Source organism: Methylobacterium sp. Gmos1 (assembly GCF_053764715.1).
This window is the reverse complement of record NZ_JBSNCC010000020.1, coordinates 28,759-51,847: the sequence shown is the minus strand read 5'-3', so window position 1 is coordinate 51,847 and position 23,089 is coordinate 28,759. Positions and strand designations below refer to the sequence as shown.

Here is a 23,089-nt window from a genome sequence, read left to right as displayed (position 1 = left end):
AAAATCTGCGGCAAAACAAGAGCCTAAGCTGACGAAGTGTTGGCCTGCCAACGCAAGTCTGCTTAGGATGCCGAGGGCCATGGCCCTGGCGATGCTCGGATGCGGCCTCGCCGCCGGGCCGGCCGGGGCGGAGGTGACGCGGTTCGAGACCGTGGCCGCGGACAAGCCCGCCCTGCAGGGCCGCAGCTTCGGCGAGCGCGGCCAGGCCGAGAAGATCACCGGCCGGGCGACCATCGCCCTCGACCCGGCCGACCCCCACAACGCGGTCATCGCCGATCTGGCGCTCGCGCCCCGCAACGCCGAGGGCCGGGTCGAGGCGGTGGCCGACGTGGTGCTGCTGCGCCCCGAGCGCCCGAACGGGCTGCTGCTCGTCGAGATCCCCAATCGCGGCCGCAAGCTGATCGGCCCCCTCGTCGAGGGCTCCTCGACCGAGGCCTCGGGCCGGCTCGACCAGGCGGGCGACGCCGGACGGGGCTTCCTCCTGTCGCGCGGCTACACGCTGGCCTGGATCGGCTGGCAGGGCGACATCGCGCCGGGAGCCGGCATGGGCATCCGGCTGCCGGTGGTGGCCGGGGTCACCGGACGATCGCGCGAGGAATGGAGCTTCGACAACACCACCTCGCCGATCACCGCTCCCCTGACCTGGCCCGCCGCCGATCTCGACCCGGCCAAGGCCCGCCTCACCGTGCGGGCGCGCCCCGAGGACCCGCGCACCACGCCGCCGGGCCTGTCGTTCCGCTACCTCGACCCCAAGCGCATCGAGATCACGCGGCCTTCGGGGTTCGACGGCAGCGCGCTCTACGAGCTGAGCTACACCGCCCGCGACCCGGCGGTGATGGGGATGGGACTCGCGGCGATCCGCGACGTCGCGACCTTCCTGCGCCACGAGACGGGTGACCGGAACCCGCTCGCCCGGGACGGCCGCAGCACCATCGACCGGGCGGTGGGCTTCGGCATCTCGCAATCGGGCCGGGTCCTGCGCGACGTGCTCTATCTCGGCCTCAACGAGGACGAGCAGGGTCGGATGGTGTTCGACGGGATGATGCCGCACATCGCCGGCAGCCGGCGCAGCTTCACCAATGCCCGCTTCGCCCAGCCCGGCCGCAATCCCGGCCCCCATCTCGACCGCTACTACCCCGCCGACCAGTTCCCCTTCGCCTACACGACCACCACCGACGCGCTCACGGGCAAGCGCGACGGCCTCTTCCTGCGCTGCCGCTTGACCAGTACCTGCCCGCGCCTGATGCACGTCGACAGCGAGTACGAGCTGTGGGGCTCGCGCGGCGCGCTCGTGACCACCGACACGCGCGGCGCCGACCTGCCCCAGCCGCCGGAGGTCCGGGTCTACATGGTGACTGGCGCGCCGCACTTCGCCGATCCCGACGCCAGGACCGCGAGCGACCCGGCCTGCGCCCTGCCGCTGAGCCCGGTCCATGCCGGGGCGGCCTCGCGCGCCCTCCTCGCCGCGCTCGAATCCTGGATCACCGACGGGATCGCGCCCCCGGCGAGCCGCTACGCGTCGCGGGCCGACGGCACGCTCGGATCGCCCGCCCATCTCTATCCGGCGATCCCCGGCCTGCCCTATGCGGGCCGCTACAACCCGGCGCAATGGGTGGAGCAGGGCGACCCGCCGGTGGTGCGCGGCACCTATCCCGTGCTGCTGCCGAAGGTCGATCCCGACGGCAACACGCTGGCGGGCATCCGCCTGCCGCTGATCGAGGCGCCGCGGGCGACCTACACCGCCTGGAACCCGACCCGCGGCGTCGCCGCCGACACCCTGTGCAACCAGAAGGGCGGCGTCCTCGCCTTTCCCGAGACGCGGGCGGCGGCCAAGGCCGCGAACGATCCGCGGGTCTCGCTGGAGGAGCGCTACCCGGATGAAGGCGCCTACGCGGCGGCGGTGAAGGCCGCGGCCGAGCGGATGGTGGCCGAGCGCACGCTGCTGCCGGCGGATGCCGCCGAGATGGAGCAGGCGGCAGGGGAGGGGCGCCTGGCGCGCTGACGCTCCGGGACCCGCGGGCGATCTCGCGGGTTCCCGCTCCGCAGGTGCCGGTAGGAAGAGGCCATGGCCGCCAAGCTCGTCGAACTCGTCCGGGAGGCAGCGGCCCAAGCCCGGCTCGTCGCCCGGGGCTACCCGTCGGGGTGCAGCGCCGAGGCGCTGCCCTGGGCCGTCATCAAGCGCTTCGACGACGACGTGCGCGGCCATGTCGAGCGCGATCCCCGCATCGAGGATTGCCGCGACCAGGTCCTGATCGCCGCCGTGAACCTCGCCGAGGCGTCGTTCGGCGACGAGGCCGAGGCGCCGGAACGCGAGCGGCTGGTCAAGGCGATCAACGACCTCGAATGGGTGACGCTGAGCCGCGGCATCGCCAACCGGGCGGCGGCGGCCTCGGGCTACGGCGCGGCCGGGGACCGGCTGCGGGACGGGGCGATATAAGCCTGATCCGCTCGTGGAGCCGAGCGAGAAACACGGCGCACATCGCCGAGCAGGCCAAAGCAGCGACGAAGCGGTGAGGCGAGACGTCGGATTGCATCACGAGCGGCCTGCGCCCTACATTCCGATCGGCAGGAGACTCCGATGGGCTTGCCCGCCTTCGATATATCGGCCTTCGAGTATGCGCAGAGCGCAGTCACGAGTAAGCCGCGCGCAGCTACGACCATGTTTCTTGCGCAGGAATTCAAGTCCAGCGCCTCGATCGAGGAATTGAGGGAGCAGGTTCGCGCCTCAACGGATGCGCCGATCGAGGATTACATATCTTGGCGCGCCGATGTGCTGCGGGGTATATCCGAGATGCATGCGTTGCTCCAGGATGCATGTCGTTCGCAGCCTCTTGAATTGCTTCGATCACTATCGGGCCATCTTGCGGACCAGCTGAAGGAAGTAGAGGCCGGCCGCACGGCCTTTGCCGAGTTGGACGATGAAAGCATCCGCCGCGCCCTGCCGATGGCAGAGCAAGCGAGTCAGATCTCAATCGACACCGGGCGCTTCGTGCGCAGAGAGATCAGGCGCGTCGAGCGGATGGCGAAGGCTCGGGCGGATACATACGAAAAACTCCTGGCTCGGATCAGAGAGGCCAAGGCGCGCTTGGACGGTTTCGTGGAATCCCAGGCCCTCGCGCCCGTCTCTTTGCCGGAGGAGCATGGGAAGGCCGACTACCTGCAGAATGCCCTCCACCGGCCGGCCGACGTCGAGGGCGTCAGAGAACGGACGGCGCGCCGGTTGAAGCAGTTCCCGAAGACGGCTGCCTACCTTGCCCGCTGATCCTCCCATCTGGATCACGGCGGATGAAATCGAGGCGATCAACCAGGAGATCTTGAGCGGGACCTCGGAGCCCTTCCACGTCCTGAGCCGTGGCGGCCTCGAGAGCGCAGCCGCCCGGCCGCTCAATGCCTGAGCTTACGAAGGTGAGGACGATCGCGTCGTGCTGGCCGTGCGCTTCCTGGCAGGCATCGGCCAGAACCACTGTTTTCAGCAGGGCAACAAACGCACGGCGTTCTTCGCCGCCTTGGAATTCATCGAACGCAACGGCGGCGAGTACGCCGTGAATGACGGCGAGGATCTCGGTCGTCTCTGCGAAGCCGTGATTCTGCGGCAGTCCGACCCGATGGAATTGGTCGCCATGCTGCGATCGCGCGTGCGGTTCTGACCGGTACGACAAGTCCACCCGTGTCCCGCCGCACCCGCTCGCCGCGATGACCTTCCGTGGCGATCCGTGGCAGGTTCGGCGGGCGGTGACGTCGCAAGGTCGTGCTAGAGCCGCCCGCCACGATGCACCACGAACCGCTTGCGCCGCTCGGAGCCCGGCTCGTCGTTGGCCGCGGGCGGGGGGGCGGCGAGCGGGGCGGCGGCGGCGTTCGCCTCGGGGGTGAGGATCCGCAGCGACACGGTGCGCAGGGCCACGATCGGGCGCAGGCCGAGCCAAGTCGGGATCACCGCCGGCGACAGCGCGCCGATCACCCGGGCCTGGGTCTTGCCGCGGTGGCGCAGGGGCAGGAGCAGCAATTCGAGGTCGATCGTCTCGCCGGCCTCCGTCACCCCGACGAGGCCGACCACGACGCCGGTGGTGTCCTGGATCACCGCCTCGACGAGCCGCCACGGATCGGCGGCCGGCGCCTCGCCCCACAGGCCGGCGAAGGAGAGGCCCCGCAATTCGGCCCCGAACAGCGCGCACAGCCGGGTGCCGGCGAGCCGCACCGTCGCGGCGTGCCGGGGGGCGTCGATCTCGAGGATCAGGCTGTCGGCGAGCACGTGGCGGATCTCGCCGGGCTCGATCTCGCCCCGCTCCGGCGCGGCGCGGGCGCCGCGCAGGCCGTTCCAGTAGGCGTGGAGCATGCGGCTCGTCGGGTGCTTCATGGCGTCTCGGTCTGGCACGGGCGTCGGGTCGGGCGGTCCAGGGGCTGCCGGCCGGCGTCCCGTTTCGGGACGCCGAGCAACTCAGCTGATTCGGTTCAGCAGACCGTATGCCGAACGGCCGAGGCGCGAGAGCGTAAGGTTTTATTAGGGTTACCAAGTCATGAATGTTGTGTTTCTCCCACACTTGCGCGATTGTCGTGGGCGATGGTGATTTCGGGCTGGCAGGGGTGGAGCACCCACCCTATGCCCGCCCGCGTACCAAGGGGTGAGGGCCGGATCCGGCCCGCGTCGTCACGGTCCTGACGGCGTTTCGCGTGCGGCCGCGCAGCGGTCGGGCGCGGAGGCATCCTCTTCCGGGGAGAGCGGCGACGCTCTCCCTTTTTTTGTCGCGCGACCGTGTTTTTTCGGGTGCGGCGCCCTCTTTTCGGGCGTGTGCCGGGCCCGCGGCGGCGGTCGCCCTTGCGGTCCCGCCCCCGGGCCCGCAATGGTGCCGGGATGGATGCCACCCCCGACCTCCCGCGACCGCCGCGCGTGCCGGTGTTCAACATGCCCGCCGTGGTCACCGCCTCGGTCGGGATCCTGGTGCTGATCCACGCCGTGCGGCAGGTGCTGCCGGACGTCTGGGACATCACCCTCCTCCTCGACCTCGCCCTGGTGCCGGCGCGCTGGACCCTCGCCCTCGATCCCGACCGGGCCGCCGACGTGATCCGGGCCGCCGCCGCCTCGGGGGGAGGGGCCCTCGAGGTCGAGGCGCGCAAGGCCTTCGCGGCCTATCTCGTTGCCGATCCGGGCGCGATGCCCTGGACCTTCGTCACCTACGCGCTCCTGCACGGCTCCTGGGCCCACGTGCTCCTCAACAGCGTCTGGCTCGCCGCCTTCGGCACGCCGGTGGCGCGGCGCTGCGGCGCCTGGCGCTACGGGCTGATCGCGCTCGTCTCGACCGCGGCCGGCGGCTTCCTGCACGTGCTGATCGACCCCTTGAGCACCGTGCCGCTGATCGGCGCCTCGGCCGGCGTGTCGGGGCTGATGGCGGCGGCGGTGCGCTTCGCCTTCCAGCCGCCGGAGGTGGCGGGCGCCGGCGCCGTGCCGTGGCAGCGCCCGGTGCCGACGCGGCTCCAGACCATCCCCGAGCTCCTGCGCAACCGCTCGGCGGTGGTGTTCCTGGCGATCTGGTTCGTCACCAACCTGCTGTTCGGCCTCGCCGCCCTGCCGCTCGGCCTGAGCGATTCCGCGGTCGCCTGGGACGCGCATCTCGGCGGGTTCGTCGTCGGGTTCCTGCTGCTGCCCCTGGTCGACCGGCTCGGGCGACGCTGAGGCAGGCGAGGGCCTGCGCCGGGGAATCGTCGGGTCACGCGGGAGATTGTTTCCCTTCGACCTCCGGGGTGCTTGCCTCGATCGGCGCACGGACACACACTGACCCTCCGAAACGAGCGCCCCGCCCGGAACGCCACGAGGCCGGCGGGGCCCCGAGCAGGGAGGTGTTGATGACCGTTGCGCGCATCCTGTCGCAGAAGGGCCGCACCGTGGTGACCGTGCAGCCCCACCGCACGCTGGCGGAGGCCGCGGCGCTCCTGACCGAGAAGGGCATCGGCGCCCTGGTGGTGAGCGATGCCGGTCAGAGCGTCCTCGGCATGCTCTCGGAGCGCGACATCATCCGGGCGGTGGTCCGCGGCGGCGGCGCGGCGCTCGAAGCGCCCGTGTCCCGGCACATGACCGCCAAGGTGGTGTGCTGCACCCGCGCCACCGCCATCGACGAGGTGATGGAGCTGATGACCGACGGGCGCTTCCGCCACGTTCCGGTGGTCGAGGACGGCCGCCTGGCCGGCCTCGTGTCGATCGGCGACGTCGTCAAGCACCGCATCGAGTCGGTCGAGGCCGAGCACCGGGCCCTGCGCGAGTACATCGCGACGGCCTGATGGTTTCCGGCGGCTGATGCGAGATCCGGAAGATCGCGTCCGGATCTCGTGTCGCGGAGCCCGCGCGAGGAGGCCATCGGCTTCACGCCCGCCGCCTCAACCCCGTCCGACGGACGCCCGGTAGTCGCGCGGGCTCACGCCGTAGGCTTGCCGGAACGCGCGGCTGAGGAGGGCGCTGGTGCCGAAGCCGTAGGCCTCGCCGATCTCGCCGATGGATCGGCGCTCCAGGGGGTCGTCGAGCGCCATCCGGATCGCCGCGAGGCGCTGGCGCGCCAGGTAGCGCGCGATTCCGCCGTCCGGCTCGAACAGGCGGTAGAGCTGCGAGCGCGACATGCCGAGCGCCTTGGCCATCGCCTCGATCCGCAAGGGCGTGCAGAGATGGCCGCGCAGGAATTGCTTCGCGGTCCGCAGGCGGGCGGCGTCGAGTGGCGGGCCGGCGCGTTCGGCGGCCTCCAGGCTCGGGCGGGCGCAGGCCGCGACCATGTGGAGCGTGGCCTGGGCGATGTGGGCCGCGTCCAGCGTCGTGATCGCGTGGCTGTGCGCGGCGAGGCTCCGCAGGTGATCGGCCAGGAGGCGGCCGGCGCCGCCGTTCAGGATCAACCCGTGCAACGCCTCCTCGTCGGGCAGCAGGGCGGCGAGGGACGAGCGCGGCAAGGCGAGGATCAGCGAGCCCGTCTCCGGCACCCGGCTGCGGCGATAAGGCTGCGACAGGTCGTTGAGGCTGACGGCGCCGGCCGGAACGTCCGTGACGCCGTGCTCGGTCTCGACGCTGTAGGCGTGCCGGCTCAGATGCAGGACGAAGCCGTCCTGGCCGTCGCGCTGGATCTGGGATCGGGAGCGGGCTGGACCCTGGGGGGCGGCGTTCATCACGCGCAAGGCCATCGGCCCGACCAGGGTCGTCTCGATGCGGCCCGAGAACCCGATCGGGTCGGCGTCGAGGGCGTGCGCCGCAAACAGGCTGCGCCAGGCGTCGAAACGGTCGCGCTCGGGCAGGCTGTCCGTCGTGAAGAGGGACCGGGGTACGACGCTCACGGGCAAGTCCACTCGTCGGCAGGCCGGAGAATGTTAGCTCCTGCCGCGCGGCTGGCCAGCCCTGTTCGGGACACGGGCGACGAACGCCCGCGCCCGGTCAATGCATCGCCACCCCGGCCGGTGCCGGCGCGCCCGGCTCCGCCGGCACGGGCACCACCGCCGGCCGCCGCCGCGAGAACAGCAGGATCAGCACCGGCAGGATGATCAGGATCAGGATCGGCGCCAGGCTCATCCCGCCGACCACCACCAGCGCCAGGGGTTTTTGCACCTGCGAGCCGACGCCCTGCGAGAAGGCGGCGGGCAGGAGGCCGACGCCGGCGACGACGCAGGTCATCACCACCGGGCGCATCTGGGTGTAGCAGGTCTTCAGCATCGCCTCCGCCCGCGCCTCGCCGCGGGCGATCAGCCCGTTGTAGTGGGTGAGCACGATGATGCCGTCCATCACCGCGATGCCGAGCAGCGCGATGAAGCCGATCGCCGCCGAGACCGAGAACGGCGTCTCGGTGACGGCAAGCGCCACGATGCCGCCGGCCACCGCCATCGGGATCACGCTGAGCGCGAGCAGCGTGTCGACGAGCGAGCCGAAATTCACGAACAGCAGCACCGCGATCAGCAGGATCGCCAGCGGCACCGTGACGGAGAGGCGGGCGAGCGCGCCCTGCATGTTGTTGAACTCGCCGACGAGCTCCAGCCGGTAGTCCGGCGGCAGCGTCACCTCCTGCGCCACCCGCTCGCGGGCCTCGATGATGGTGCTGCCGAGGTCGCGGTCGCGCACGCTGAACTTGACCGGGAGGTAGCGCTCCTGGCCCTCGCGGTAGATGTAGGCGGGCCCCGACACCAGCTCGACGTCGGCGACGGCGCTCAACGGGATCTGGACCATCGCGCCGCCCTGGGTCTGGCCGGCGATGCGCAGTTCGCGGATCGCGCGGACGCTCTGGCGGTACTGCGAGGCGAGGCGCACGATGATCGGGTAGTGGCGCTCGCTGCCGGTGTCGTAGAGCTCGCCCGCCGCGTCGCCGCCGACCGCGGTGCGCACCGTGGTGTTGATGTCGCCCGGCGTCAGGCCGTAGCGGGCGGCGCGCACCCGGTCGACGTTGATCTGCACCGTCGGCTGGCCGAGCGAGGTGAAGACGCCGAGATCGGTGACGCCGGGCACCCGCTTCAGGGTCGCCTCGACCTGGCGCGCCACGTCGGTGAGCTTCTGCAGGTCGGGCCCGAACACCTTGAACGAGTTCTCGCCCTTGATGCCCGAGACCGCCTCGGCGACGTTGTCCTGGAGGTACTGCGACAGGTTGAACTCGACGCCCGGGAACTCGGTGCGCAGCCGCTCCAGCAGGGCGCCGGTCATCGCGTCCTTGGTGATGCCCTCGCGCCACTGCTCGGCGGGCTTCAAGGGCGCGAAGAACTCGCCGTTGAAGAAGCCGGCGGCGTCGGTGCCGTCGTCGGGCCTGCCGTGCTGCGAGACCACCCGCTCGACCTCCGGCACCTCGGCGATCACCCGGCGGATGCGGTTGACGTAGGTGTTGCCCTCCTCCAGCGAGATCGTCGCCGGCATGGTGGCGCGGATCCAGAGGTTGCCCTCCTCGAGCTTCGGCAGGAATTCGAGGCCGAGGTTGCGCCCCTCCACCGCGACGCCGGCGAAGATCAGGGCGGAGAGGCCGAGCGTCAGGGTGCGATGGCTAAGCGCGGCCCGGATCACCGGCCGGTAGAGCCGGTCGAGGGTCCGCACCAGGATCGTCTCGACCTCGTCGATGTGCTCGGGCAGCAGGTAGGCCGAGAGGACCGGCGTCACCGTGAAGGTGGCGATGAGGCCCCCTAGCAGCGCGTAGGCGTAGGTCTGGGCCATCGGCCCGAAGATGTTGCCCTCGACGCCCGACAGGGTGAAGAGCGGCAGGAAGCCGGTGACGATGATGACCGCGGCGAACACGATCGAGCGGCTGACGTCGGAGGAGGCGAGCGCGATCAGCCCGAGCTTGCGCGGCATGCCCCGGGCGCCGACGAGGCCGGGAGGCAGGGGCGGCCCGTGGCCGGACAGCCGCCGGAAGATCGCCTCGACCATGATGACGGTGCCGTCGACGATCAGGCCGAAATCGAGCGCCCCGACGGACAGCAGGTTCGCCGATTCGCCCCGTACCACCAGGATGATGACCGCGAAGAACAGCGCGAACGGAATCGTCGCGACGACGATCAGTGCGCTGCGCAGGTTGCCGAGGAACAGCCACTGCACCACCAGGATCAGCAGGATGCCGACCATCATGTTGTGGAGCACCGTGTGGGTGGTGACGGCGATGAGGTCGGCGCGGTCGTAGATGCGCTCGATCTTGACGCCGGGCGGCAGGATGCCGGCGGCCTCGATCCGCGCGACCTCCGCCTTCACCGCCTCGATCGACGGGGTCGAGCGCTCGCCGCGGCGCATCAGGACGATGCCCTGGACGATGTCGTCGTCCTCGTTCATGCCGGCGATGCCGAGCCGCGGCTGGTGGCCGATGGTGATGGTGGCGACGTCCTTCACCAGCACCGGCGCGCCGCCGGACTGGGTCAGCACCGTCTCGCCGATGTCGTCGACCGAGCGGATCAGGCCGACGCCGCGCACCACCGCCGACTGGCTGCCCAGGGTGATGCGGTTGCCGCCGACGTTGAGGTTGCTGTCGTTGAGGGTCTTGACCAAGCCCGACAGGGTCAGGCCGTAGGCCATCAGCCGGTCGAGGTCGACGCCGATCTCGAAGGTCTTGGTCTTGCCGCCCCAGCCGATCACGTCGATGACGCCCGGCACGGCGCGGAAGCGCTTGCGCAGCACCCAGTCCTGGAGCGTCTTGAGGTCGAGGACGCTGTAGCCCTCCGGCGCGACGAGCTTGTAGCGGAAGATCTCGCCGATCGGGCTCACCGGCGAGATCGTCGGCTTGGCGCCGTTCGGCAGCGCGTCGAGCTGCCCCAGCCGGTTGAGCACCTGCTGCTCGGCCTCGCGGTAGCTGTTGGCGAAGCCGAATTGCAGCTTCACGTCGGACAGGCCGTAGAGCGAGACGGTGCGGACCTGCTTGAGGTCGGGCAGGCCCGAGGTGATCACCTCGATCGGCACCGTGATGTAGCGCTCGATCTCCTCGCCCGAGAGGCCCGGCGCCTGGGTGATGACGTTCACCATCGGCGGCGTCGGGTCGGGATAGGCCTCGATGTTGAGGCTCTGGAACGCCGCGAGCCCGCCGAGCATCAGGGCCACGAAGGCCAGGACGACGAGGGCGCGCTGGCGCAGGGCGAGGCCGACGATGCCGGTCATGGCCGTTTATCCGAAAGAGAGCGGGATCTGTGGGCGGCGCGCGCGTCAGCTCTGGGTCGACATCCGGTCGATGAAGAGCGAGCCGCGGGAGATCACCCGCTCGCCCTCCTTCAACCCGTCGAGGATCTCGACGGTGGAGCCGTCGACGATGCCGGCCCGGATCGGCCGGCTCTCGACCGAGTTGTCGGCCCGCAGTACCCAGACGCTGGCCTTGTTGCCCTCCAGGATCACGGCGGCGCGGGGCACGGCGTGGGACAGGGTCTCGCGCTCGTTGATGATGCGCACGCTCGCGTACATCTCGGGCTTGAGCAGGCCCTGGCGGTTGTCGATCTCGGCCCGCACGGTGATGCGCCGGGTCGTCGGGTCGACCGAGGTGCCGATGAAGTTGATCCGGCCGACGAACTCGCGCTCGGGATGGGCCGGCACGCGGAAGGTCACCTTCTCGTCCATCTCGACCTTGGCGGCGTCGGCCTCGCGCAGCTGCGCCACCAGCCACACCTTCGACAGATCGCCGATGATGTAGGACGGCTCGCCGCTCGACCCGACATACTGGCCCGGGCCGATCTTGCGCTGGATGATGGTGCCGCTGAGCGGCGCGTTGATCGGCGTGTCGGGGTTGATCGCCGAGCCCTTCTGGAGCGCCGCCATCTCCTCGTCGCGAAGCCCTAAGATCCGCAGGCGGTTGCGCACCGCCTCGAGCCCGACCTCGGCGGTGCGGTTGTCGTTGGTGGCGGTGGTGAGGTCGTTCTGGGCCACCTGCAATTCGCGCAAGGTAGTGGCGCGGGTCTCGAACAGGTCGCGCTGGCGCTTCTCGGCGGCCTGGGCGAAGCTGAGCTGCGAGCGGCTCTTGTTCAGCACGTTGAGGGCGGCGAGGTAGTCGTTCTGGGCCTGCACCATCTCGTTGGCCTGGACCGAGAACAGCGGCTGGCCGCGCTTCACCTGCTCGCCGGTGCGGGCGAAGATCGCGATGACGCGGCCGGGATAGGGCGAGAAGACCGGCGTCGCCTGGTACTCGTCGACCCCGATCTTGCCCTCGGTGGCGATCTCCTCGAAGAAGCGGCGCTTGACCACCGGCTCGCTCGACACGGTCGCGAGCTGCGACGGGGTGAGGGTGAAGCCCTTCGAGCCCTGCTGCCGGGCCGGCACGTCCGCGAACGCGGTGATCGGCTCTTGGCGGTGGCCCTGCCGCAGCGTGGCATAGGCGAAGACCGCGCCTGCGGCCACGACGGCCAGGACGACGACTTGGCTGATCGGTCTCAGCGTCCGGGGCATGTTCGTCACACTCTTCGTCGGCAGGCGCGCCGCTGCGGCGCGACGGGGATGACCGATCGGCAACGCGCAGGCAACACTTAGCAAACCTTGCTGACACAAGCATGAATGACGCGCGGGCGCGACGGAATGCCCGCCGGCTGTGTTGCCGGCGATACACTTGGGCGCGGGTGTCAGAGGATGCCGGAAGCAAGGTCGCCCCGGCGTCGTATAAAAAATCTTGGAAGATATGGCGCGGGATCCCCTCTCCCGTGTGGGAGAGGGGTAGGGGTGAGGGTGCTACGCTTCCGAGTAAAGTGCCGAGTGCTGAGCTGCCAGCACGACGCTCAGTGCCGCATACTGAAGCGTGTCACCCTCACGCGGGATCTTCGATCCCCCGGCCCCTCTCCCGCACGGGAGAGGGGGGACCCGCGCCTTATACTTCCCAGGTCAGGTCACGCCTTCGGATCGAGCAGGCGCGCCACCCGCGCCGCGAGGTCGGCGGAGTGGAACGGCTTCTCCAGCACCGAGAAATCCGCCGGGATCCGCGCCGCCTCGGCGTGGCCGGTGACGAGCAGGAAGGGCAGGGCGGGGAAGCGCCCGCGCACCGCCTCGGCGAGGTCGAGGCCGCTCATGCCCGGCATCGCCAGGTCGGCGACGACGATGTCGAACCGCTCCGCGGTGAGCCGCTCCAGCGCCGCCTCGCCGCTCGGCACCTCGACCTCGTCGTAGCCGAAGCCGTTGAGGAACGAGGCGGTGACGTGGCGCACCTGCGGATCGTCGTCGACGACCAGCACGCGGGCCCGGCGCGGCGCGGGCGCCGGTGAGGCCTGGGTTGCGGGCGCCGCCTCGACCGCCTCGTGCGAGCGCGGCAGGTAGAGGAGCACGGTGGTGCCGTGCCCGACCGCGCTGTCGATGCGGATCGTGCCGCCCGATTGCTGGACGAGGCCGAACACCATGGCGAGGCCTAAGCCCGTGCCCTGGCCGACGCCCTTGGTGGTGAAGAACGGCTCGAACACTCTGCCCAAGATCTCCGGCGGGATGCCGGTGCCGGTGTCGCGGATCGCGATCACCGCGTAGTCGCCGTCCTTGAGGTTCGGGTCGGTGCTGCCCTGCACCGTCTCGTTGCGAGTCGAGAGGGCGACGATGCCGCCCTCCGGCATCGCGTCGCGGCCGTTGATGCAGAGGTTGAGGATCGCGAGTTCGAGCTGGTCGGGATCGACCTTGGCCGGCCACAGATCCTCGCTCAAGGCGCGCTCGACCTGGACGAAGCCCCCCAGGCTGCGCCCGAGCAGGTCGTCCATGCCGCGGATCACCGCGTTGAGGTCGACCGTGCGGGCCTGGAGGTCGCGGCGGTGGCTGAAGGTGAGGAGGCGCTTCGTCAGCGCCGCGCCGCGCTGCGCCGCCTGGGCGGCGTTGGTCATCAGCCGCGACAGGCGCGCGTCGCCCGCCACCTTCGGCAGGGCGAGCTCCAGGCTGCCGAGGATCGCGGTGAGCAGGTTGTTGAAGTCGTGCGCGACGCCGCCGGCGAGGGTTCCGAGCGCCTGCATCTTATCGGCCTGGCGCAGCCGCGTCTCGAGCAGGCGCTGCTCGGTGATGTCGCGGGCGATCACCGCGAGGTGGACGACCGCGCCGGCCGTGTCGCGGATCGGCACCCGGGTGACCTGGTTCCAGGTCGGGGCCGCCTCCGGCCCGCTCGCCGCCACCGTCTCGGTCGGCGCGCCGGATTCGATCGCCGCCCGGTCGGCGGCCTCCACCTCGCCCGCCGCGGAGCCGAGGATCTCCGCCTCCGTGCGGCCGAGGCAGGATTCGGCGGATGGGGCGCCGAGGCGCTGCGCCATGCGGGCGTTGAGGCGCAGGAAGCGCCCGTCGGTATCCTTGAAGGCGATCGCGTCGCCCGAATGGTCGAGGAGGCCGCACAGGAGCGCGCGCTCGGTGGCGAGCTCCCGGGCGAGGCGGTGGCGCTCGTAGGCGCCGCGCACCGCGTTGCGCAGGAGCGCCGGGTCCCAGGGCTTGGTGACGTAGCCGGTGATGCCGCCGCGGTTGAGCGCCGAGACCACCGCCGAGATGTCGGCGTAGCCGGTGAGCAGGATCGCCTGCGCGTCCGAGATCTCGCGCGCCCGGGCGAGCAGCGCGTCGCCGGTGAGGCCCGGCATGCGCTGGTCGGAGAGGATCACGTCGATGTCGGGCTCGGCGGCGATCAGCTCCAGGGCCTCGGCCGGCTGGCTGGTGGTGAGCACCCGGTACTCGTCCTCGAACAGGTCCTCAAGGGCGACGAGGATGTCCGGCTCGTCGTCGACCGCCAGGATCGTCCCGCGCACGGCAGGGGTCATCGGTCTGTCCGTCGCACCCATGGTCATGCGGCCCGCCTCGGAATGCTGATCACGAAGCAGGCCCCTCCCTCCGGCGACGATTCCACGGATAATTGTCCGCTATGCGCCTGCACGACGCTGTAGGCAATGGCGAGACCGAGCCCGGTGCCGGATCCGACCGGCTTCGTGGTGAAGAACGGCTCGAAGATCCGCTCGCGCAAGTGCTCCGGCACGCCCGGGCCGCTGTCGCAGATCCGGATCACGTCGTTCTCGTCGCGGATCGCGGTCTCGATCGTGATCGTGCCGTCGCCGGGGATCGCGTCGGCGGCGTTGCCGAGGATGTTCATCACCACCTGGTTGAGCAGGGCCGGCGAGCAGCGGATCTCGGGCGCGCCGGCGAATTCCTTGCGCACCGTGATGCGGGTGCCGAGCTTGTGCTGGAGCAGCGCCAGCACGTTCTCGATCGCGTCCGGCACGTCGACGGTCTGCATCTCGCCCTCGTCGAGGCGCGAGAACTTGCGCAGGTTAACGACGAGGTCCTGGATCCGCGACAGGCCGAGGCGCATCGACCCGACCCGGTCGCGGGCCTTGTCGAGGGCGCGTCGGGCCGGCGTTCCCTCCGGCACCGCGCCCGCCACCTCGCCGACCAGCCGCTCGACCGTGCCCTGGTGGGCGAGGAGGAAGGCGAGCGGGTTGTTGATCTCGTGGGCGATGCCGGCGACCAGCTCGCCGAGCGAGGCCATCTTGGCGGCCTGGACGAGCTTGGCTTGCGTGTCCTTGAGGCGGTGGTTGGCCTGTTCGAGGTCGTGGTTGGCCTGCGCCAGGGCGCCGGCGAGCGCGGCCTTCGCCTCCGCCGCGGTGGCCTCGGCCTTGGCACGCTCGGCGGCGAGCGCGTGCCGGCGCACCTCGTCGGCGACGCGGCGGTCGTCCTCGTCCAGGAGCTTGCGGCGCACCAGCGTGCGCACCCGGATCGCCAGCAGGTCGGCATCCGCCCCCTTCGCCACCACGTCGTCGGCCCCGGCCGAGAACGCCTCGACGAGCAGGTCCTTGCTGGAGGAGGCCGCCGAGCCGATCCCGACGAGGTAGAAGCCCGGCGCCCCCGCACCCGTGGCGGCCCCCCGGAACGCGTCGATCCGGCGGCAGAGCGCGATGGCGTCGAAACCGGTGCCCAGAAGATCGACCGTGACGCAGTCGAAGCCCTCGCCGGGGGCTTCGAGCGCCGCCATCGCCCGGTCGGGCCCGTCGGCGGCGACGACCTCGTGGCCCTCCTGGGCGAGCAGGGCCGAGAGGTAGGCGCGGAAGGTCGCCGAGCCGTCGACGACGAGGATGCGGGCGCGGCGAAAGCTCGCCGGGCGGCCCGGCTCGTCCTCCGGCACGGCGGCGCGCTCGCGCAGGAGCGCGCGGATGCGCAGGAGCAGGAGGTCGCGGTCGGCGGATTTCGGCACGTAGGCGTCGGCGCCGCTCTCCAGCCCCTGGCGCTCGATGTCGCGCCCGCTCGCCTCGGTCAGCATCAGCACCGGCGTCGCCCGGGTGCGCATCGCGAGGCGCATCTGCCGGGTCAGCTCGTCGCCGTTCATTCCCGGCAGGTGGTAGTCGGCCACCACGAGGTCGGGCAGGCCGTGGTTCATCGCCTCCAGCGCGGCCTCGGCCGTGGCGTGGCGCGCGACCGAGAAGCCGTTGCGCTCCAGGAACAGGCGCAGTTGCAGCGCCTGGGTCTCGGAATCCTCGACCAGGAGGATGCGGGGCGGGGCGGCTGCGGTCACGCCGGAAGGCCCGGCTGCACCGCCCGCAGGATCCGCGGCGCGATCAGGTCGAGGGGGAGCACGCTGCCGGCGGCCTTGAGGCGCACCGCCGCCGCCGGCATGCCGTAGACGACCGCGGAGCTCTCGTGCTCGGCGATGGTGGCCGCACCCGCGCGGTGCATGTCGAGGAGGCCGGCGGCGCCGTCCTCGCCCATGCCGGTGAGGAGCACGCCGAAGCCCCGCGGCCCGGCGATCCGCGCGACCGAGCGGAACAGGACCGTGGCCGAGGGGCGCTGGCCGCCGAGCGGCGGCTCGTCGAGGAGGGTCAGGAGCCCGCCGGGCCCGAGCGCCAGGTGGCGGTCGCCGGGCGCGACGTAGACGTGGCCGGGTTGGGGCCGCACGCCCTCGCCGGCGATGACGACGCTGAGCGGCACGACGCCGTTCAGCCAGTCGGCGAAGCCCTCCATGAAGGCCGCACCCATGTGCTGGACGAGGAGCACGGGCAGCGGGAAGTCCGCCGGCAGGGCGCCCAGCAGCTTGGCGAAGGCCGGCGGACCGCCGGTCGAGGCGGCGACCGCCAGCACGCTCGGGGCCTGCGTCGCAGGGATCTGCGGGGTCGGCCCGCGCGCCTCGTCCCGCGGCGCCAGGCGCTCGGACCCGATCGGCCGGCGCCGGATCACCGGCACCTGGCTCATGATGCGCAGCTGGGTGCAGATCTGGTCCGAGATCGCCTCGTAGGCGCGGTTGCCGGTGCCGACCGGCTTCTCGACCACGCTCAGGGCCCCGGCCCGCAGGGCGTTCATCGAGATCTTGAGCGAGGAATCCTCGACCGCGTCGGCGACGACCACGATCGGGGTCGGGCGCTCGGCCATGATCCGCCGGGTGGTCTCCAGCCCGTCGATGCCCGGCAGGCGGATGTCCATCGAGATCACGTCGGGCTGGACCCGGTGGATCTCGCGCAGGGCCTCCTCGCCGGAGGCCACCGCCGCGACGAGGGCGAGCCGCGGGTCGCGGCTGACGATGTGGGCGAGGAGCTGGCGCACCACCAGCGAATCCTCCACCAGCATGACGCGGACGGGGGCGCTCACAGCAGCTGACCGATCGTGTCGAGAAGCTCGCGCTGGTCGAACTTCTGCTTGGTGATATAGGCGTCGGCCCCGAGATCGAGGCCCCGGCGGATGTCGGCGGGATCGCCGCGGGAGGTCATCAGGATCACCGGCAGCCGCGTCAAGCCCGGATCGGCCTTGACCGCCTGGAGCAGGCCGAACCCGTCGAGGCGCGGCATCTCGACGTCGGCGACCACGAGGTCGACGTCGGCCCCGTCGCGGCGCAGCCGGTCGAGGGCATCCTGGCCGTCGATGCAGACGAAGACCCGGTAGCCGTGGGCCTCCAGGATGCTCTTCTCCAGCGTCCGGGTGGTGATCGAATCGTCGACGACGAGCACGGTCGGAACCCGCCTCGCCCGGCGCTCGGGTGTCGCCGCCGGGGCCGCCACCAGCCCGCCGCTGCGGGACCGGGCGCACAGGCCCTCGGGGTCGAGCACCAGGGCCGGGGTCTCGTCGGCGAGCATGACGGTGCCGGACATCAGCGCGGGATCGCCGCCGAAGGGCGGGGCCGGACCGACGAGGAGGACGCGCACGTCGAGCAGCCGGTCGACGGCGACGGCGCAGGTGGTCGGGCCGCAGCGCAGCAGGACGGCGCGGACGAGGCCGTCGCGGAGGGGAAGGGGGGCAACACCGGATCCGAGGAGCGACGCGAGGGGAACGAGCGGCACGACAACGTCCCGTCCCCCCTGCTTGATCCGTGCCGCCGGCTCGCCCGCCACGGACGCGAGGTCGCGCTCGGCGAGGCGCAGGAGCTGGGCCACGCTGCCGCTCGGCAGGCCGAAGGTCTGGGCCGCCTCGCCGGGCCGCAGCGCCGCCTCGACCAGCAGCACCGGCTGGCGCGCGGCCGACAGCGGAACGGTGATGGTCACCTCGGTGCCGTGGGCGTCCGCCGGCCGCAAGGTCGCCCGGCCGCGCAACGCCCGCGCGGCCTCCGCCACCACCGACAGGCCCATGCCGCGCCCGGCGATCCGGTCGATCGCGGCCGCGGTCGAGAAGCCCGGAGAGAAGACGAGGTCCAGGATCTCGTCCCGGCCGGGCTCGGGCCCGGGCGCCACCAGGCCCTGGCGCCGGCCGGTCTCGAGGATGCGGGCGAGGTCCGGCCCGCGGCCGTCGTCGCGGATCGTCACGACGAGCTGGGCGCCCTTGGAGGCCACCGAGAGGGTGACCGACAGGGCTTCCGGCTTGCCGGCGGCGCGGCGCGCCTCGGGACTCTCGGCACCGTGGCTGATCGTGTTGCGCAGGGCGTGCAGCACCGGGTCCTTGAGGGCCTGGAGCAGGCCGCGGTCGACCTGGAGGTCGAGGCCGTGGAGCCGCACCTCCACGGCCAACCCGGCCTCGCGGGCGATCTCCCGCACCATCCGGCCGTAGCCGCCGAACACCGTCTCGGCCGGGACCAGCAGCAGGCGGTCGGCGTCGTCGCGCAGGCGCCGCAGGGCGCCGTCCACCGCGCCGGTGCTGCGGCTCTGCCCCCGGGCGAGGCCCGAGATGCCGCGGATCACGCTCCTCAGCTCGCCGTCGAGGCGCCGCACCCGGTCGACGAACCCGTCGAGGGCGATGCCGGCCGGATCGCCGGCCTCGCGCAGGCGCCGGGCGAGCGCCACCATCTCGCCGGTGCGCCCCTGCACCGAATCGACGCTGCGGCGCAGGGTGCGCGCCCCGGATTCGAGGCCCGTCACCGCAGCCCCGATCGCGTCCTGGCCCTGGAGCACGGCGGTGAGGTCGTGCACCGCCTTCGACAGGCTCTCGACCTGGTCGCTGGCGATGCGCAGGTAGGAGACGGCGTGGTCCTGGGAGCCCGGCTCGGGGGCTCGCTCGGGCGCCGGCTCGGGGCGGGCCTCCGGCGCGACGGCCGCTTGGGCGCCCGAATTGGCGTCCGGTCCGGCCTCCGGGATCGGCGCGCCGGACAGGCAGGCATCGAGCGCCGCGATGGCATCGGAAGGTGCTGCCGGCTCGGGGTCGTCGGCGAGGCCTGCGACCAGCCCCTCGATCCGGTCGAGGGCGAGGTCGACGACGTCCGCGGTCCTCCGGTCGAGGCCGCCGCGGCCCTGCACCACCCGGTCGAACAGGGCCTCCAGCCGGTGGGCGACCTCCTCCACCGCCGGCAGGTCGACGGCGCGGGCCGCCCCCTTCAGGCTGTGGGCGCGGCGAAACACGTCGTTCCAGTCCGCCGGCCGGCCCGCCTCGGCCTCGGCGAGCGCCGCCCGGATCGCCGCGAGATGCTCGCGGTGCTCGGCGTCGAAGGCCGCGAGGAGAAGCTGGCGGATATCGTCCATCGGAGCCGTGCGATGTCCCGAAGGTCAGAGCCGGTAGCGCTCGGCCAGCGCCAGGAGGGCGCTCGCCAGCTCGCTCAGGTTGGCGGCGGCGGCCTCGACCTGGCGGGTGCCGGCGGCGGTCTGCTGGCTGGCCTGGCGGATGTTCTGGAGCGCGCCCATCACCTGCTCGATGCCGAGCTGCTGCTGGTTGGTCGAGGCGACGATCTGCTGGAAGGTCTGCACGCTCTCCTGCACCCGGGCGGTGATCTCCTCGATCGTCGCGTGGGTGGTGTCGGTGCGCTCCTTGCCGACCGCCACGCGCTTGACCGCCTCCTCCGTCAGCATCACCGAGGCGTTGATGCCGCGCTGGATGTCGCCGAGGATCGCCCGCACCTGGGCGGTCGCCTCCTTGGCCTGGTCGGCGAGCGCCTTCATCTCGGAGGCCACCACCGCGAAGCTGCGCCCGCTCTCGCCCGCCGCCGCCGCCTCGATGGCGGCGTTGAGCGCCAGGAGATGCGTGCGCTCGGACACGTCGTTGACCGTGGCGATGATCTCGCCGATGGCCTGCGTCTTCTCGCTCAACGCGACGATGTTCTCGGCCACCGCCTCGCTCTGCTCGCGGATCGCGTCCATGGCGCGCGCGGTCTCGTCGACGGCGCGAAGCCCCGCGCTCGAGGTCTGGGCGGTGGCCTGCGCGGTCGCGATGACCTCCTGCGCCCGCTTGCCGATCTGGGCGCCCGCATGGGTGATCTCGTCGACGGTGGCGGCGGTCTCCTGCACGGCGGCGAACTGCTCCTCGACGCTCGCCGCCTGCTCCTGGGCCGAGGCGCGGATCTCGGCGGCGGCCGCGTTGAGGTTCGAGGTCGAGGCGCGGTTCTGGCTCGCGAGCTGGCGCAGGCCCTCGACCATCTGGTTGAGCACGGAGCCCAGACGCCCGAGCTCGTCGCGGCGGGTGTCGGCGATGCGCCCGGTCAGGTCGCCGCCGCCGACCTTGCCGACGAAGGCCATCACCGCGTCGAGGGGTTGGACCACCGAGCGGCGGATCAGCACCGTGATGACGATGGCCATGACGACGCAGATCACCAGCGCCGCGATGGTCGAGAGCCGGCTCTCCTCATAGATCGCCCCGACCCGGCGCTGGCCGGCCGCGATGGCGCCGTCGAGGGCGTCGCGCGCCGCCCCCATGGTGCGCACGAAGTTCTCGCCCGACTGATCGAGGGCGGTCTCGGCCGCCTGGATGCCCGGCACGTCGTTGGCGTTGATCGCCTCGAACTGGCGCTCGGTGGCGGTGCGGGTGGTGCGCAGCTCGGCCCCGGCGGCGACCAGCAACTCGGCGATGCGCTGCCAGGCGGCGGCGCGGTCAGGCGAGAGCGACTGGGCCCGGTAGTCGTTCGCGGTCGTGATGGCGCCGGCGAGCGCCGTCTCGGCGGTCGCGGCGTTGCGCCGCCAGGTCACCGTCGGCTCCTCCTTCGCCGCCGGCTCGCGGCCGAGCGTGCGAAGGTAGTAGCGGGTGGTCGCCTCGTCGCGCAGGTCGCTCATCCGGCGCTGCGCCTCGCGGATGTTCTCGAGCTGGTGCATCACCGTCAGGTCGCGGGTGACGATGATGTCGGTGGCGTTGCGCACCTCGCCGATCTGCCCGACCGCGTAGACGCCGAGCGCCACGATCACCAGGACGACGGCGGCGAAGCCGAGGAGGATGCGGTTCCCGATCGAGAGCGACACGCGTGGGGTTCTCTTTGGCTGGAGGGCCAGAGCATTTTCCGACGAAGTGGATACCGGTTCGTCGGAAAATGCGGCGAAATCAAAAACCTGGAGCGGTGCCCGATCGCAGCGCGGTCGGGCACCGCTCCAATTCAGACCGGCCCGGGATGGCCGGCCGCGAGGAGCGGCGCCAGGAGAGAGGCGGGATCGATCACCGCGAAACCGGACGCATCCTGTTCCGGACGCGAGGCCTGCGACGCGGCGCGGGCATAGCCCGCCACCGCCCGCCTGCCCAGGCCTTCGGTCTCGACCACGGCCTCGGCCACGGACAGGACGCGCTCGACCCTGAGACCGATCCGCGGCCCGTCGCGGCGCAAGACCACGACGTGGGCGGCGTTCTCCTCCGGGGGCGCCGGCGCGGCGCCGAGCGCCAGCGCGAGATCGACCACGCTGACGAGGATCCCGCCCCGCCCGGTGAGGCCGACGAGGGCGGCGGGCGCCCCCGGCACCGGCGTGCACGGCCGGGACGGAAACACCTCGGCGACGCCCTCCAGCGGCAGGCCGACCGTCTCGGCGCCGGCGCGGCAGACGAGCAGGAAGCGGGTCGGTCGCGCCTCCGGCGCCGTGCCGCGGGCGGCGAGGTTGCGGGTGCGAGCATCCAGGATCTCGGCGATCCGGGCGGCGCTGAGCGCCGCCTCGCCGGGCAGGGCGGGTCCGGCCGGGTTGATGGATTGCGGCATCAGGCGGCCTCGCCGCCGAGGAGCAGCCGAGCGGCGCCGGACAGGTCGGCGGCTCTGAGCCCGTCGCCCTCCGGCAGTTCCGTCTCGGCCGGGAGGGCTGCTGCGAGCCGCAGGGCGTTGGCCACGGCGCGGCGGCCGGACTCGGCGCGGCCGGCGGCGATCAGGGTCAACCCGAGGTGGTAATGCGCCATGACGAAACCTTTATCGAGGTACAGCGCGCCGCGAAAGGCGCGCTCCGCCTCGTCCGGCCGGGCCCGGGCGCGGGCGAGCAGGCCCTCGTAGTAGCGCAGGCGCGGATCGGTCGGGTCCCGGCTCAGCGCCACCCGGCAGGCCTGCCAGCTCGCCTCGAGGTCGCCGGCATCGGCGAGCGCCCTGACGGTGGCGAGGGGGCCGTCGGCCGCGACCGGAGCGGGCGTCGCCGGGGCGGGGCGGGGAGGGGGCGTCCCGGCGGGAGGAGACGTCTCGACGACCGGCGGCAGCGGGGGCAGGAGCGGCACCCAGTCCGGCACTGGCTCCGGCAGCGCCGGCGGGACGAAGTCCGGCACCTCGCCCTCGTCGGGGCGGCGATAGGCGGCGGTGCCGGGCAGCGAGACGGGCGTCAGGAATTCCGCGAAGGCCGGGTTCGGCTCGGCATGTCCCAGAAGGAGCCAGCCTCCGGGCCGCAGGCGCTGCGCCAGCGCCCGCACCAGGGCCTGGACCACGTCCGGGTGAAAGTAGATCAGGACGTTGCGGCACAGGATAAGGTCGTAGTCGGTCAGCGCCAGGGAGGCGGTGCCGTCGAGAAGGCTCATCAGGTTCTGCGGCTCGAACCGGGCGAGCCCGCGGAACTCGGGGCGCAGCGCGAAGGTGCCTTCCCGCGGGCCGGGCCGGAAGTAGCGCTGGCGCTCCTCCGCCCCGAGGGTGCGCAACGCCCAGGTGCCGTAGACCGCGCGGCGGGCGACCGCCAGCACGTCGCGGTTGATGTCGGTGCCGGTGAGCCCGATCCGCCACTCGGGCAGGCGCTCGCCCAGCAACTCGTGCAGCACGATCCCGACCGAGTAGGTCTCGGGTCCGGTGGAGCAGCCGGCGCTCCAGATCCGCAGGCGCCGCTCGTCGCCCCGCGCGGCGATGCGCTCGGGCAGGATGGTGCCGCGCAGGGCCGCGAACTGCTCGGCGTAGCGGAAGAAGAACGTCTCCCCGATGGTGATCTCGGCCTCGAGCGCCGCCCACTCGGCCTCCGACTCCTCCAGCAGCATCAGGTAGCCGGCTGGATCGGCCGAGCCGCGGGCGCGCATGCGCCGGCCGACGCGCTCCCACAGGAGGTCGTCCTTGTCGGCGTAGTAATGGTGGCCGGTGCGGGCGACGAGCCGCGCCTTCAGGGCCGCGAAGGCCGGGTCGCCGAGGGGAGGCGCGCCCCGCACGCTGCGCATCTCCGG

General features: G+C 72.1%; 17 protein-coding genes. 6 read left to right on the top strand and 11 right to left on the bottom strand.

From position 1 onward, the window contains the following. The first annotated feature begins 79 nt into the window (after nt 1-79). From ACS5PV_RS27005 to ACS5PV_RS26990, 4 genes are all read left to right on the top strand, one after another. Nucleotides 80-2,002 carry an alpha/beta hydrolase domain-containing protein gene (locus ACS5PV_RS27005; RefSeq protein WP_455398421.1) on the top strand — a complete coding sequence of 641 codons (1,923 nt, stop codon included), beginning with the start codon at nt 80-82 and terminating at the stop codon, nt 2,000-2,002. A 63-nt stretch (nt 2,003-2,065) separates the two neighbouring features. Then, complete coding sequence (locus ACS5PV_RS27000) at nt 2,066-2,437, top strand: hypothetical protein (protein WP_455398420.1); 372 nt, start codon at nt 2,066-2,068, stop codon at nt 2,435-2,437. 141 nt (nt 2,438-2,578) lie between these two features. Continuing rightward, entirely contained in the window at nt 2,579-3,262 is a 684-nt protein-coding gene (locus tag ACS5PV_RS26995; RefSeq protein ID WP_455398419.1) for a hypothetical protein, read from the top strand. 160 nt (nt 3,263-3,422) lie between these two features. Next, nucleotides 3,423-3,647 (top strand): Fic family protein, encoded by a 225-nt coding sequence (locus ACS5PV_RS26990; protein WP_455398418.1) that lies wholly within the window; start codon nt 3,423-3,425, stop codon nt 3,645-3,647. Between the two features lie 104 nt (nt 3,648-3,751). On the opposite strand, the gene ACS5PV_RS26985 is transcribed toward ACS5PV_RS26990, so the two are convergent. Further along, entirely contained in the window at nt 3,752-4,354 is a 603-nt protein-coding gene (locus ACS5PV_RS26985) for a PAS domain-containing protein (RefSeq protein ID WP_455398417.1), read from the bottom strand. 495 nt (nt 4,355-4,849) lie between these two features. Between ACS5PV_RS26985 and ACS5PV_RS26980 the strand changes: the two genes are divergently transcribed. Further along, entirely contained in the window at nt 4,850-5,668 is an 819-nt protein-coding gene (locus tag ACS5PV_RS26980) for a rhomboid family intramembrane serine protease (protein WP_455398416.1), read from the top strand. A 170-nt stretch (nt 5,669-5,838) separates the two neighbouring features. Next, entirely contained in the window at nt 5,839-6,270 is a 432-nt protein-coding gene (locus ACS5PV_RS26975; protein WP_093568120.1) for a CBS domain-containing protein, read from the top strand. A 96-nt stretch (nt 6,271-6,366) separates the two neighbouring features. Here ACS5PV_RS26975 and ACS5PV_RS26970 read toward each other — a convergent pair whose 3' ends face one another. The 10 genes from ACS5PV_RS26970 to ACS5PV_RS26925 form a co-directional block, all read right to left on the bottom strand. Beyond that, entirely contained in the window at nt 6,367-7,302 is a 936-nt protein-coding gene (locus ACS5PV_RS26970; protein ID WP_455398415.1) for a helix-turn-helix domain-containing protein, read from the bottom strand. 97 nt (nt 7,303-7,399) lie between these two features. After that, complete coding sequence (locus ACS5PV_RS26965) at nt 7,400-10,573, bottom strand: efflux RND transporter permease subunit (protein WP_455398414.1); 3,174 nt, start codon at nt 10,571-10,573, stop codon at nt 7,400-7,402. 45 nt (nt 10,574-10,618) lie between these two features. Beyond that, nucleotides 10,619-11,845: an efflux RND transporter periplasmic adaptor subunit gene (locus tag ACS5PV_RS26960; protein WP_455398413.1), complete on the bottom strand. Its 1,227-nt coding sequence runs from the start codon at nt 11,843-11,845 to the stop codon at nt 10,619-10,621. Between the two features lie 431 nt (nt 11,846-12,276). Then, nucleotides 12,277-14,154: a response regulator gene (locus ACS5PV_RS26955; RefSeq protein ID WP_455398412.1), complete on the bottom strand. Its 1,878-nt coding sequence runs from the start codon at nt 14,152-14,154 to the stop codon at nt 12,277-12,279. A gap of 23 nt (nt 14,155-14,177) precedes the next feature. Next, nucleotides 14,178-15,896, bottom strand: a complete 1,719-nt coding sequence (locus ACS5PV_RS26950; protein WP_455398411.1) for a response regulator — start codon at nt 15,894-15,896, stop codon at nt 14,178-14,180. Next, nucleotides 15,893-16,942: a chemotaxis-specific protein-glutamate methyltransferase CheB gene (gene cheB, locus ACS5PV_RS26945; RefSeq protein WP_455398474.1), complete on the bottom strand. Its 1,050-nt coding sequence runs from the start codon at nt 16,940-16,942 to the stop codon at nt 15,893-15,895. Before cheB ends, ACS5PV_RS26950 begins: the two co-directional genes overlap by 4 nt. A 17-nt stretch (nt 16,943-16,959) precedes the next feature. Then, nucleotides 16,960-19,254, bottom strand: coding sequence for a hybrid sensor histidine kinase/response regulator (locus ACS5PV_RS26940; protein ID WP_455398410.1), 2,295 nt, complete (start codon nt 19,252-19,254; stop codon nt 16,960-16,962). A gap of 24 nt (nt 19,255-19,278) precedes the next feature. Further along, nucleotides 19,279-20,955 (bottom strand): methyl-accepting chemotaxis protein, encoded by a 1,677-nt coding sequence (locus ACS5PV_RS26935; RefSeq protein ID WP_455398409.1) that lies wholly within the window; start codon nt 20,953-20,955, stop codon nt 19,279-19,281. Nucleotides 20,956-21,086: 131 nt separating this feature from the next. Next, a complete protein-coding gene (locus ACS5PV_RS26930) occupies nt 21,087-21,674 on the bottom strand; it encodes a chemotaxis protein CheW (protein ID WP_455398408.1) in 588 nt (195 codons plus the stop codon). Beyond that, nucleotides 21,674-23,083: a CheR family methyltransferase gene (locus ACS5PV_RS26925; RefSeq protein WP_455398407.1), complete on the bottom strand. Its 1,410-nt coding sequence runs from the start codon at nt 23,081-23,083 to the stop codon at nt 21,674-21,676. Before ACS5PV_RS26925 ends, ACS5PV_RS26930 begins: the two co-directional genes overlap by 1 nt. Nucleotides 23,084-23,089 lie beyond the last annotated feature (6 nt).

What these genes read in the sequence shown, in the direction of transcription:
- ACS5PV_RS26980 (WP_455398416.1), top strand. Translation starts at nt 4,850, where the DNA reads ATGGATGCCACCCCCGACCTCCCGCGACCGCCGCGCGTGCCGGTGTTC.
- ACS5PV_RS26985 (WP_455398417.1), bottom strand. Translation starts at nt 4,354, where the DNA reads ATGAAGCACCCGACGAGCCGCATGCTCCACGCCTACTGGAACGGCCTG.
- ACS5PV_RS26940 (WP_455398410.1), bottom strand. Translation starts at nt 19,254, where the DNA reads ATGGACGATATCCGCCAGCTTCTCCTCGCGGCCTTCGACGCCGAGCAC.
- ACS5PV_RS26955 (WP_455398412.1), bottom strand. Translation starts at nt 14,154, where the DNA reads ATGACCCCTGCCGTGCGCGGGACGATCCTGGCGGTCGACGACGAGCCG.
- ACS5PV_RS26995 (WP_455398419.1), top strand. Translation starts at nt 2,579, where the DNA reads ATGGGCTTGCCCGCCTTCGATATATCGGCCTTCGAGTATGCGCAGAGC.
- ACS5PV_RS26960 (WP_455398413.1), bottom strand. Translation starts at nt 11,845, where the DNA reads ATGCCCCGGACGCTGAGACCGATCAGCCAAGTCGTCGTCCTGGCCGTC.
- ACS5PV_RS27005 (WP_455398421.1), top strand. Translation starts at nt 80, where the DNA reads ATGGCCCTGGCGATGCTCGGATGCGGCCTCGCCGCCGGGCCGGCCGGG.
- ACS5PV_RS26930 (WP_455398408.1), bottom strand. Translation starts at nt 21,674, where the DNA reads ATGCCGCAATCCATCAACCCGGCCGGACCCGCCCTGCCCGGCGAGGCG.
- ACS5PV_RS26975 (WP_093568120.1), top strand. Translation starts at nt 5,839, where the DNA reads ATGACCGTTGCGCGCATCCTGTCGCAGAAGGGCCGCACCGTGGTGACC.
- cheB (WP_455398474.1), bottom strand. Translation starts at nt 16,942, where the DNA reads ATGCTGGTGGAGGATTCGCTGGTGGTGCGCCAGCTCCTCGCCCACATC.
- ACS5PV_RS27000 (WP_455398420.1), top strand. Translation starts at nt 2,066, where the DNA reads ATGGCCGCCAAGCTCGTCGAACTCGTCCGGGAGGCAGCGGCCCAAGCC.
- ACS5PV_RS26925 (WP_455398407.1), bottom strand. Translation starts at nt 23,083, where the DNA reads ATGCGCAGCGTGCGGGGCGCGCCTCCCCTCGGCGACCCGGCCTTCGCG.
- ACS5PV_RS26965 (WP_455398414.1), bottom strand. Translation starts at nt 10,573, where the DNA reads ATGACCGGCATCGTCGGCCTCGCCCTGCGCCAGCGCGCCCTCGTCGTC.